Source organism: Leptospira gomenensis, from assembly GCF_004770155.1.
Lineage (GTDB): Bacteria > Spirochaetota > Leptospiria > Leptospirales > Leptospiraceae > Leptospira > Leptospira gomenensis.
In genome coordinates this window covers 63011-75612 of record NZ_RQFA01000028.1, presented here as the reverse complement: position 1 = coordinate 75612, position 12602 = coordinate 63011, and the positions used below count along the sequence as shown (strand labels likewise).

At 45.5% G+C, this 12602-nt stretch carries 8 protein-coding genes; 4 read left to right on the top strand and 4 right to left on the bottom strand.

What is annotated here, in order from left to right; all coding sequences use genetic code 11:
- Together EHQ17_RS06105 and EHQ17_RS06100 are read left to right on the top strand one after the other, a co-directional pair.
- Entirely contained in the window at positions 1-1476 is a 1476-nt protein-coding gene (locus EHQ17_RS06105; RefSeq protein ID WP_135590395.1) for a glycosyltransferase family 39 protein, read from the top strand.
- A 19-nt stretch (positions 1477-1495) separates the two neighbouring features.
- Positions 1496-2629 (top strand): glycosyltransferase family 2 protein, encoded by a 1134-nt coding sequence (locus tag EHQ17_RS06100; protein WP_135590396.1) that lies wholly within the window; start codon positions 1496-1498, stop codon positions 2627-2629.
- A 212-nt stretch (positions 2630-2841) separates the two neighbouring features.
- Here EHQ17_RS06100 and EHQ17_RS06095 read toward each other — a convergent pair whose 3' ends face one another.
- The 3 genes from EHQ17_RS06095 to EHQ17_RS06085 all read right to left on the bottom strand — a co-directional run bounded on the left by EHQ17_RS06095 (position 2842) and on the right by EHQ17_RS06085 (position 8362).
- A complete protein-coding gene (locus EHQ17_RS06095) occupies positions 2842-4467 on the bottom strand; it encodes an LA_3751/LA_3752 family putative glycosyltransferase (protein WP_135590397.1) in 1626 nt (541 codons plus the stop codon).
- 4 nt (positions 4468-4471) lie between these two features.
- Entirely contained in the window at positions 4472-6463 is a 1992-nt protein-coding gene (locus EHQ17_RS06090; RefSeq protein ID WP_135590398.1) for an O-antigen ligase family protein, read from the bottom strand.
- Between the two features lie 111 nt (positions 6464-6574).
- Positions 6575-8362, bottom strand: a complete 1788-nt coding sequence (locus EHQ17_RS06085) for a hypothetical protein (RefSeq protein WP_135590399.1) — start codon at positions 8360-8362, stop codon at positions 6575-6577.
- Positions 8363-8479: 117 nt separating this feature from the next.
- Between EHQ17_RS06085 and EHQ17_RS06080 the strand changes: the two genes are divergently transcribed.
- The gene (locus EHQ17_RS06080; RefSeq protein ID WP_135590400.1) at positions 8480-9766 is read left to right on the top strand and encodes an EAL domain-containing protein; all 1287 of its coding nucleotides are present in this window, start codon (positions 8480-8482) and stop codon (positions 9764-9766) included.
- Positions 9767-9831: 65 nt separating this feature from the next.
- Here the strand turns inward: EHQ17_RS06080 and EHQ17_RS06075 are convergent, their stop codons facing one another.
- Complete coding sequence (locus EHQ17_RS06075; protein ID WP_135590401.1) at positions 9832-10995, bottom strand: DUF1577 domain-containing protein; 1164 nt, start codon at positions 10993-10995, stop codon at positions 9832-9834.
- Positions 10996-11075: 80 nt separating this feature from the next.
- Here EHQ17_RS06075 and guaB point away from each other — a divergent pair, with 80 nt between their 5' ends.
- Entirely contained in the window at positions 11076-12602 is a 1527-nt protein-coding gene (gene guaB, locus EHQ17_RS06070; RefSeq protein WP_135590402.1) for an IMP dehydrogenase, read from the top strand.

Below are 12602 nucleotides of genomic sequence, written 5' to 3'. Positions count from 1 at the left end.
ATGTCCCGGATAAAATCCTTTTTTTCCAAACACCAGGACTTACTTCTGATCGGGTTCGTTTTGGCGCTCGGAATTTTTGTCCGTCTTTTTCGATTGGATCTGCAAAGTCCCTGGGAAGACGAACTTTTTTCCATACGAGCGTCTTCGGAAACTTCTCTGGAAAAACTTTGGGATTGGATGAAGAACGATCCGCATCCGCCTTTATACCAAACCCTTTTGTATTTTTGGTTTCAGCTTTTCGGAGCCACGGTTTTTTGGGGAAGGTTGTTCAGTGCGATCGCGGGAATGTTCGTACCGATTGTGTTCTTGTATTTCACGCCGAAAGAGTTACCGGACCGGATTCGTATCGTTACGGCCGCGCTTTTGAGTTTTTCTCCGGGACTGATCTATTATTCTCAGGAACTCCGTTCGTACAGTTTGCTCGTCCTTTTTTGTACGATTCTTTTTGCGTTTACGTTGCGTATCGTTTATGCGAGGGATGAATCGGAACGTTCCTTCCTGCTTTGGAAGTTGACGGCCGTCGCGTTACTCGCTTCTTATACGCACTTCTTCGGATTTCTTTGGGCCGCTTCGACGTTTTTGGGGTTGTTTCTTACCGAATGGATCGCAGAAAAAAAATTTCCGAAGAGGGAATTTCTTTGCGGAACCGTGTTGGCGGTTTCTTTTCTACCGGCCGTTTATATGCTCTTCAGTTCGGATAAGATGAAAACCGCGTCCTGGATTCCGGAGGCGGGAATCATCGTCTTTATCGTGTTCTTCGATCGTATCTTTCATTCCGGATTTCTGAATAAGTTCGTTCCGGGATTACTCGCGTCCGCTGCTTTGGTCGTGGGATTCGCGACACAATATTACGGAAAAGGAAAGGAGAAAAACGGTTTCGAAGAGTTGGAGTTTTCCCATAAAAAATCGATTCGGCTCATCTCCGTAGTATTCCTCGTTTTTGCGGTCGTGATCGGGGTTCTATCGATCAAACAACCCATTCTTACGGACCGAAATCTTCTTGTGGCGGCACCGGCGATCTACTTTTTGGTGGTCACCGCGTTCTCGCGTTTTAGCGTATATCGCGGAAATCGTTTGAAAACGTTGTTGATCGGAATTTCCCTCGTTTCGTTGTATTATTATTCTCGACACTACTACAAACCCTTCAAGGAACAATGGAGGGAAAGTTCTCAATTTATTATTTCCACGATCCGTGAAACCCCTTCCGAATATACGGTTTATTGTTCCTCACATTCGTATAACTTGGAGTATTTTTTAAAAACCGCCGGGATCGTTACGATCGCTCCCGGAATTTATTCCAAAGAGGAAGCGGATCGTTTTGTCTCCGATTCGAAACGGAGAAAACTCGTGATTCTCGAAACGTCCTGGAAACATTTGGATTCGGACGAATTGAAGGCGTCGTTTCCGCAAAACAGATTCGACCGAGAGGATCGATTGTTTTACGGAATGCGGGTTGTGTTGATCCGTAAAAAGTAAATTCCGGAATCTGAATAGAATGAAGAAAAAAAGCGTAACCTATGTAATCCCCTGTCTCAACGAGGAACGGACCCTTCCTTTGGTGCTCGAAAAACTCGTACGTTTGAAAAAAGAATTAAAACGATACGAAGTGGAAATACTCGTTTCCGACAACGGGAGCGAAGACGCGTCCGTATCCATCGCGAAAAAATTCGGAGCCCGGGTGGTTCACTGTAAGGAACGCGGTTACGGAGCCGCCTTGAATTTCGGAATCACGAACGCAAAAGGCGAAATCGTGATTTTTGCGGACGCGGATAATACCTACGATTTTTTAGAATCGCCGTCCCTTTTGGCGGAGATGGAAAAGGGAGCGGAGTTTGTGATCGGTTCGCGATTGAGCGGAAACATCCAAAAAGGTGCGATGCCGTTTTTGCACAGATATCTAGGTACCCCGGTCATCAATTGGATTATTAATTTATTATATTCAAAAAAAGGCAATCGTGTCCTGGATTCCAATTCCGGGTTCCGCTGTTTTTTGAAAAGCAGATATCTCGAATGGGAGATCGAAAGTACGGGGATGGAATTCGCGTCGGAGATGCTCGTAAAGGCTCTCAGAAGCGGAGTGAAGTTGTCCCACGTTCCGGTAAGTTTACATCCGGACGTGGAAGGACGAGTTCCTCATTTGCGAACCTGGCGTGACGGAATGCGTCATCTATTGCAGATATTGATCCATTCCCAGCAGCTTTTTTACTATAGCGGTTGGACGTTGTTCGCATTGGGTTGGTCGGTGACGATTCTAGGATATTCGACCGGAATCGTAACCGTCGGACCGTTTCATATCTTCGGAATCCATTCTATGACCGTATCCTTGCTCGTGGCCACTTTGGGGCAGACGATTTGGGCCATCGGTTTGTTTTTGGCCGCGCGTAAAACGCCTGAGCTGACGCTCTATTCCAAACTCAATCATTTGTCCGAGGATCTGTTGTTTTGGTATTCCGCGAGAATGATTCTCTTTGTGATCCTTCTTTTCTGTTTTATTCTGTTTCGCTGGTGGAGAAACTCGTTTCAAGTACTGGATCTGGAAAAGGAAATTCTGATGATCAGTTTTTTGAGCGTTCAGATCCTGAATCTCATAGGACAAACGATCACCGCCCATCTTTTGAAACGGACGTAATTCCGGACCCTTAAAACGTGCGTTAACCGAAATCGGAAGGACCGCTCGTCGAAGGTGCCGTTCGTCCGCAGAGACGGGTAATCAGACACGGGTAATACAACGCGGAGATAGGTCCCTGGAAAGTGAGTTTGAGCTTTCCGGCCCGTTGCTTCGGTCGGAAGTGTTCGAGACCGTTGCGACCGGAGTTATCGTGCGGGATAATTCGTTCGAAGTTATCGGGACAAGAGTCGGAAACTTTTGAGTGTAAACGCGAGTATTTTCCGTTCCTCGGTTTTTTCGGAAAAACGTTTCGGATCGGAAATTCGGATCGCGATCTTTTCTTTGTATTGTTTTTCGGGAAGGTTCGGATCTCTCGCAGGTTCGAGATCGTATTCGAGAGTGGAATACGACGTTACCCCGTTTTCAACGAATCGCCTTTCCAAGTCTTCCATTTCCTTATCGGAAATGACCGAAAGATGTACGGAATTCAAATAGGAATAACCGATCAGATAATTGGTGAATTGCCCTTTGTGTACTACGATTTTACGTTTTTGAAATTCGTTTTGAATTTCTCGATAGGCATCGACGGACGCGAACAATATCTTGAATCCTTCCCGTACGAACTTATAGTTAAAATACAGACTCAATACGACCAAAAGGAAGAGGGCCGTCGCTCCGGGTTTTCGCGAATTTCGCGCGAGCTCCGACATAAGGATGAAAATTCCGATCGATAAAAAAAGAAATCCGGATTCCAAATAACGGAGACCGAAATGATGAACTCCCGCCGTATACGGACTCAAAAAAGAGATGGCGCATAACGTTCCGAAACCTACAAAGCCGAAGAGTGAAGCCGCGGTTAGGCTGCGTTTTCGGAACAGTTGGTAAAAAATTCCCAGGATCAAAACGGAATAGGGAGCCGCTTTCAGAAAGCCGGTTTTGGTGGCGTCTCCCAAAAAATATCCGCTGAATATACCGATCTGTTTTGCCAGGGAGAACTGACTCACCGCGTCTCCCGAACTGATCAGAAACCGGATTCCCATAGGATGTCCGGAATGAAAAAAATTCAAAGTTCCGATTACACAAAACGCGGCCGCCGCTCCCGATCCGGAGAAAAGTAGATAACCCGGCAAATTCCTTCTGGAATCCGCGTTAAAAAACGAAATGAATCCGAATAAAAAAACTGGAAAAGCGGATTCAGTCCTAAGAAAAAAAGCGGTCACCGCGAACACACCGGAAGCAAACGATAATATTCTAAAATACGAATGTTTTTCCGGATCTTGAGTTTTTACGGTAACGATGTTTCGAAACAGAGTAAGCGTAACGGAATAAGCGAATCCGAAAAGTAATAGATTGTTCAAAGGAACTTCGGAAAATTCCTCCGCGGATAATACCGGAAAGCTGAGACAAAACGGAACGATCGTTCCCGCAAGAATCGTCCAGGGTTTTAAAACGAATTTCGATAAAAGGGAATCGAACAAAAACATACAACCCAACATACAAAACAAGGGAAGAAACGTGACGATCGCCTTTCCGAAAACGTATCCGGGAATTCCGAATAACAAAGCGAATACGGGAGGATATTGAAACGAACAGGCCTTATCTCCGTTTTTTTTTAAGAACGCCCAGGGATAATCGAACGGAAAATTGCGGAAGTCTGGATCGTATCGTTTACCGGGGTAGAAGCATTCGGATGAAGAAATGGCGGAAAATCCCTTTTCCGCAAAGTCCATGGTTTGGTAATATTTGATTTCGGAATCGCTGGATACGAACGGGACAAAACGGTCCAATTGCCATCGGTTGAAGGCTAAAAAAAAGAAGACGATCAGATAAATCGTGTAACGTAGGATTTTGTTGGGCATAGGTTTATTCCCTGACGATGATATGAAACGGGTCCGTAGTTTCGGCCCGTTTGCGGTCGGCTTCTTTTTCTTTTTGAAATTTTTTATCGACGAAAAGTTCGGAACGTTCCTTCCAACAAACCGAAGAATACGGATTCTCGCGAACACAACGATCCAAAAACGTTGCGGCCTCCGGAATCAGATCGGGTCTTTTTTTCAAAAGGAACGCAGCGAGTACGAGATTGTCCTCGGAGCGAATCCAGACCTTGTCGTTTAAAATTTCGGCTATCGGGTATTCGCGTTTTTTCGAATGCGATTTCTTAGTGATTTCTTTGTAGACGAGGAAATTATCGAGTTCGATCTCTCCTTGTGTGGAAATCAACATGAGATTTCTGAGTCTTTGTTCCCAGATCAACTGGAACGACAAAAAACCGATCGCTCCGGCGAACAAAACGTAGATAAAGGAAATGTAATATCTTTCCAGTTTAAATGACACGATTTTACGGACGGATCGCATATCGACGAGAGAAAGGGCGATCGTCGCAGGAATCAGGAAGTGTTGTTCTCCGGAATTAAAATCGAAAAACTCGTGAACGGCCGTAAAAGCCAGAGTCGCGAAAACCAAGCCTGCTGATTCAAACGTCGTCCGGTTTCTGGAAAAGACCATGACGAAGGAGATTTTGGCGAGATATAAGGCGATACAGAGAAAAAGAAAAAAACCGGAAAAACCTAGACTGGTAAACGTTTCCAAGTATAAATTATGCGCTTGAGGATACGATCGAAACGAATGTAAAAAATCGTAAAAATCCCTGTAGCCGATCCGGTTTGGACTCACTCCGGGAAGATGCGCGAGCAAAGAATCCGCATCGGGTCCGAGTCCAAAAAAAGGCGCGTTATGCGCCACGGATTGAAAGTGAAACGTCCAAAGTGAAAACCGGATGTACAACGTGTTTGGATCAAAATATTTTGCGAGTTCTTCTTTCGGTAGAATCAGATATCCCAACACAGCAGCCGACAGAATTAGGAAAGTTCCTGTAGCGGCGATTCGAATCGTAAACGTTCTTCTACGGGCGGCCAAAAATAAAACGACAAATCCGATTCCCAAAGCGAGCATACTCGCTCTGGATTGATTGAAAAATACGAGATACGCCGCGCCCGCACCGCCCGGAAAGAGGATCCAAGCGTATCGTCTGTATTGAAGACCCGTATATAAGGACGTCAACGCGGTAAAAGAAGATATCACCGCGATCGAGGAAACGGGAAACCCGGCGTAGGTTAGTAGAATCGGAGGATGAAACGGATCGAAAGGAATCAGGGTGTGAACCGCGGACAAAAGGTTGATCACGTTCAAAAGGAGGTCGAACGACAAAATCAACAGCATATATTTTTTGAACGCTTTTGCCGGAAAGCTGGAAAGCAAAAAGAAAATCGTTACGGCGGACAAAAGTAAACAAGACTGCATCCAGGCGGACGGAGACTTGTAGGAAAGTATCGAAGAAATACAAACCACCGCTAAAAAAGCGGCGATCCATGTGTGGAGTAGGTTCCACCGAAACCGCTTCCTTACGAGATACGGAAGAGAAGCCAATACGAAAAGTAGAAGTGGAATCGATTTGATGCTTGAAAACAAAGGAGGAGAACAAGCGAACGCGATCGAATGGATAAACAGGAAAATCGGAGGAACGTTTTTGAAAAATAGAAAAATAGCGAACGCCAAAGACGCCACATACATCAACTTTAGATTCACTTTTTGCGGGAAATAAACGACCGGCGCGCGGTTGATTCCGTTGATGGTGGAAAGGCCGATCAGTAAAAGACAGGCGAGCAAAAACAAAGGATGGATCGTCGATCGTTTTCGGAATCGGTTGATTGCGATACAACAGGCCCAGATGAAAAAAGTGAATACCGATGAATCCCTGGAAAGCGCCGGGTTGGAGGGATCGAAAAAAAAGATCGGTGTCAGAACCGAAACGAGAATCAAAAGAGGAAATGTTCTTAAATTGAGATACCGACTCATTTCGTTAAAGTAAGAATCCGACCGCAAAGGGATAATATGCAGGCTATTCGTTCTACTGCATTTTAGCAATCAAGTTTCTGAAACAGGGAGCGAGCCGACAAAAAAGGAAGATCAAAGATTCTTCTCGTACCATTCCCGTCTATTTTTATCCTTCGCGTTTCGAAAGTAATATTCCTCGAACTCTACGTATCTTTTTTTTCTGGATTCCGGCTCTAATTTTTTAAAATCCTCTTTGTATTCGTCCAAAAAGGTTTCGAAGTTTACGAAGGAGAATTCTTCGATCTTTCCGAGTTCGCGCATGGTTTCGGGAGAATAGGAGAGGATTCTCCAAGGAGCGGAAAAAGATCCGGTCTTGAATTCGTCGTATTCCTTTTTTTCGGGAAGCCCGTGGGAATAGAGAAGTAGTTGTACGTTTCTGCTTTTTAGGTATTCCAAAGGGACGGATTTTCCGTGGCCGATCCTGCCCGCGATTTGCCCTTCCATTCTGGCGATGAAGGGATCGGTCAAACCGGCTTCCGTTTCGATCGCCAGAATCGGATTGAGATAATAGATCAAAAAACATTCCGAACCGGCGAACGCCACACGCACCTTGGAAGTTTCGAAATGTTTTTTCCAGGGAGAAACGACCGTCTTTACCCGTTCCAAAGTTTCGCGTTTATAGATCTGATTTTCGTCCGCGATTTCGTTTACTACGGGATATTCGGTTCCCTTGTATACGTCCCAACGCATCAACAAAAAAAACGGAATCAGGACCAAGGCGATGTGGGTCTTTGCCGATCGGAAATCGGAGGAATTTCCTCGGATCGAAACGAGTAGATTCGATTCGACCCAGAGAAGAAACAAGGGTAGGACGGGAAGATAAAATCGGGCGAACATAAAGTCCCCGCCGATCCAGGTATAATAACCGAAATACGAAACGGGAAATAAAAATAGAAGAATCCAATCCGAACGTAAAACCGTTTTGGCCGCGTCGTGCCGGAAATAGACCGCCGCACGGATTCCGAAAAAAAAAGCGGCCGCGAAAACGGGAATCAACCCGTAATACATCGTGAAAAAAAGACGCAGATATACGATTCCCTGGGAAAGATAGGAAGTTCCTCCCGACTTCGCGTAAAACGTGTTGGGTAGTAGATTTCCATAATATTCTAATTTCCAAATATAGAACGCAATAGGAAGTGAAGCGGAGACGAAGAAAAAGAGAAATCTTTTCTCCAAAACCGCGGAGGAAAAACCTTTTTTGGAGAAAAAATCGATCCTAAAAAGTACGGACAACGCGGCCAATCCGTGAAAGAGGATTCCGTCCGGGCGGTTCAACGCGCTTAAGGAAGACAAAAAAATTCCGAAAATCCAGGAGGATTCGAAAGGAAATTTAGGATTCGGATCGGTTTTACCCTCTTCGGAAGAGTTCGAAGTTTTTGTGCCGAATGGATTCGCGAAGGTCGATGCACCGTTTAACAAATGATACGAGGCGGCGACGAAAAGGAACCCGTGCAAAGAGGTTTCCAAACCGCTCGTCGCGAAAACCCGTACGTGGTGGATCGAGACGTAACAAAAAAGGGAAACCGGAAAAAGAAGTTTGTCGCCGTTTTTTCGCGCCGTAAAAATCAAAAGATAAAAACAGGTTCCCGCAAACGAGCATATTCCCAGTACATAACACGCGTTCATCGGGTCGATTTGTTCGAAACGATGAACCAACGATAAAAGAATCGTCCATAAAAAATTGGTATAACCTTCTACGAATTCCCCTTCGTTAAAAACCAAACCGAGTCCGTCCGCGAGGTTTTTCGCATAACGCAGACTGATGAACGCGTCATCCGCCATCCAACGCAACGAATACGCGGAAATGACCCCGAACAAAATCAGCAGAATGCCGAAACCGAAATACAAAATGTGTTTCAAAATGACAGAGTTCCTAGGCGGGGTTTTCCGAACGAACGGAAGTCGAAGCGGATTCGTTTTTTTCGAAGGCGCGTAATTTCCTTGTAGGAATGAGACGGAGAAAAAATCTGTAACTGAATGTTTACGCCTTCCGGCACGTTTCCTAAGACCAAGGAAGAATGGAACCGTTGGTTCCAGACGGGAGAAATCATCCCTTTTTTCCAACCCATTTTATCCGTCGAACGGGATTCCATTTACGGTTATGAAACGTTGGGAAGGTTTAGGGATCAATCCGGAAATGTATACAGTCTCGGTCCTTTTTTCTTGGACGCAGAAACAGGAGTATTGGATCCGAACGAACGTAGGGAAATTTATTTTTTCAAACGAGAGATCGACCGGACCCTTCGTCGGAAAGCCATCCTTCATCTTTTGAACAAGCAGAATTCGTTTCCGGATGCGAAACTCTTTTTGAATATATCTCCCGCTTATATGCGCGATCATATCGAAGAAGAGGAAAAGGATCCGTATACGATTCGGCTCGTACAGGAGCTCGGTCTGGATCCTTCCAAGATCGTGATCGAAATCGTCGAGGAACATTTCGACGGAAGTATAGAAAGTCTTCGTCCTTTGATTTCCAAATACAAAGAAGAGGGATTTTTAGTCGCGATCGACGACCTCGGTTCGCGTTCCTCCAATTTGGATCGGATCGGAATTTTTCATCCTGATATTCTGAAAGTGGATCTTCAGATGTTGCGTCATTCCGTTACTTCGAGAAATTTTCAGGAGATCCTATTCACCATATCCAGGCTTTCCGAATCTCTGGGCTGTTCCCTTCTATTCGAAGGAATAGAAAACGAAACCGAACTCTTTCAATCCTTAACGTACGGCGCGCGATTTTTGCAGGGTTTTTATTTTTCGGAAGCCTTGCCGGATATGATCGGTCAGGAGGAATTGAAACTCCGCTTCTCCACGTTACACGAACTCTTTTTCAACTACAAACGATATCAGTTGATGAAGCAGATCAAACGCGAAAAGGAGATGGAGGAGAAGTTGGATCTTTCCGGGATTTCGGTTTTTCCGGAGGAGGGAGATCGTTACGGTGTTCGAATCGAAAACCCGGGAGTATTGAGCGATTTCGTCTTCCGCATCTACGTGACGAGCCAGATCGGTAGTCAGGTTTCTCCCAATTACATGAGGATCGGAGAAATTTCCGCGGACACGGATTTTTCCTTTATCGGGCGAAACTGGAGTTGGAGACCGTATTTTCTGGAACAGTTTTACAAATCCATGAAGGACACTCGTTCCGAATGGATCATAAGCAATCCGTACTACGACATAAGCTACGGAATCCTTCTCGTGACTTATAGCAAACGTCTTTCTGACGGAAACGTTCTGTTCGTGGATGTGCAAAATCCTGAATATTAGAAAAATTAAATATTTTGGATTTTGAAATCGTTTTATGCGACGGTGTTCGTGGGCGCTGATTCGGTTTACACCGGTCCCTGGTTTGCTTCGGCCAAAAGACGGTTGACGTTATCTATGTATTTTTTCCTTTCTCCCGGACGGGAGGAATTGCCCTCGATCGAAAGTCCGACGTAAAGATTCCCTTCGCTGTCTTTCGTAACCGAACGGATGACTCCGAATGCGGTAAGGGGAGCCTGCATTTTAAAGAAAATATCGAAAGTAAAACCGGCGCGTTTGGTCAGGTCGTGGTTGAGATCCGGGTGGTTGATTTTAACCTTGAGTCCGCCGGTGGAAATGTTCACGATCGGAAACCGTTCCTTAACGAGGACCGTGTTCGATTCCCGAATTCGGTCCACCATTTCGAAGGTGAGCGTTTTTATCTCCATCACTTCAAGGATGTCTATTTCCCTTGTTCTGTTTTGCGCGTGCACGTAACCGATCGGAATGGCTTGTTCTTCGTGGTTGAGGTAGATTACGGGAACGATGAGTTCCGATTTGATTTTTTGATTGGCATATTCTATGATTTTTTTGCGGATGTCGTCCGAGTCCCCGATTTCCGATGCGTAGTCGATGAAGCCGTCCTTGTCAAAGGGCGCATAACTTTCCTCCTTCTGCGTGTTTGGAATAAAGAGGATCTTTCTCGTTTTTTTGACGAGATCGAATTTGTCTCCGATCGTTTGGAATACGTCTATTTTGAGAAGGTCGTATTTGGATTTCAGTTTCGTTTCGTAATCCGCGAAATTCACCTTCACCGAAGTGGGAATGTTGAACAGATTCGCGTCGATCGTGGTTTTGCTCGTACGGATATTGGTAATCCAGACCATTCCTTCCTGAGGAGAGATACGATTGAGGCTTCGTTCCTTGCTCGCGATCGAAATATCGGAAACCGCGAGAACAAGCTGATTGCCCGGTTTTTCATCCAGAACCTCGCAGTCCAATTCCACGTATTTGGCGAGAAGTTTGGTGAGGGTAACGTGGCTGTTCAGAGGAAACGCGTTCGGGGTCTGGGTTTGGATCAGAATTTTCGTAGCGTCCTTGGACACTTGTAGAATTTTTACGATCTGTATTACGGAGCCTTTTGTCTGCGCGGCGATGTCCGTTTTCACCAGAAACTTGGAGATGATGTGATACTTCTTCGCCGGATCGGTTACGGTTTCTTTCTCTCTTTTTTTTCGCTGGATCGTTTCCATAGTTTTTCAAAGCGAAGGAGGGGAAATTCTCTTGATCTCAGTTCTCTATTTACCTTTTATGTACTAGGTAAGGAATAAGAATGTCAAACCAAACTTACCGCGACTCCGAATATTTAGACGGACTATCCGGAGACGAGCTATTCAGTCTTCAGATCGGTCTAACCTACAGAGATTTTCTCGTCCTCCCTGGATTTATCGACTTCCATCCCTCCGAAGTTGAGCTGGAAACCAGACTGACTCGAAATATAAAATTAAAACGACCGTTTATCAGTTCGCCTATGGATACGGTGACCGAATCCCAGATGGCGATCGCACAAGCCTTGATGGGAGGCATCGGAATCATCCACTACAACAACACGATCGAAGAACAAGTAGCGCACGTCGCCAAAGTAAAACGTTTCGAAAACGGATTCATCACGGATCCCGTTATCCTCGGACCGAAGAATACGATTCGTGATTTGGATTGGATCAAAGAACACAAAGGGTTTACAGGAATTCCGGTGACGGAAGACGGTTCGAGAGATTCTAAACTTGTCGGAATTGTGACAAACCGTGACATAGATTTCGAAAAGAACAGAGAAATCACATTGGATAAGGTGATGACCACGAACGTAATCACCGGCAAAGCGGGTATCACTCTTCAGGAAGCAAACGATATCATAAAAAAATCGAAAATAGGGAAACTTCCCATTGTTGATTCCAATGGCAAATTAGTTTCTCTGGTCAGCCGTTCCGACCTAAAGAAGAACAAGGAATTTCCGGACGCTTCCAAAGACGAAAACAAACGTCTTCGTTGTGGAGCCGCGGTTTCCACTCTTCTTGAATCGCGGGATCGAGTAGCGGCTTTGTATGAAGCGGGTGTGGATGTGATCATCATCGATTCCGCGCAGGGAAATTCTAATTATCAAATCGAGATGATTCAATTTATCAAAAAGGAATTCAAAAATCTGGAAGTGGTGGGCGGAAATGTGGTTACTCGCGCACAAGCGGAAAATTTGATCCGCGCCGGGGCGGACGGACTTCGAATCGGAATGGGGCCGGGTTCGATTTGTATCACTCAGGATACGATGGCCGTGGGAAGGGCGCAAGCTACCGCAGTTTTTCAAACCGCGAGGCACGCGGCGAAGTACGACGTGCCTGTGATCGCGGACGGAGGAATTTCCAACATCGGAGACATCGCCAACGCGCTCGCCATTGGAGCGTCCACTTGTATGATGGGATTTATGTTCGCCGGAACTACGGAAGCTCCGGGAGATTACTTTTACGAAAACGGAATTCGCCTCAAAAAATACAGAGGAATGGCTTCCATCGAAGCGATGAAAGCAGGCGGAGATAAACGTTATTTTAACGAGGGACAAAAGGTAAAGGTCGCGCAAGGTGTGAGCGGATCGGTCGTGGACCGAGGTTCCATTCTCAACTTCATCCCGTATCTTTCCCAAGGACTGAGACTTTCCTTTCAGGATATGGGATTTAAATCCATTCCCGAAATCCACAAAGCGCTTCGGGACGGAAAGATACGTTTTGAAAGACGTTCGGAATCCGCACAAGCGCAAGGTTCCGTTCACGGACTTTATTCCTTCAGCGCTCCCACGATGAGGGCGGAGTAA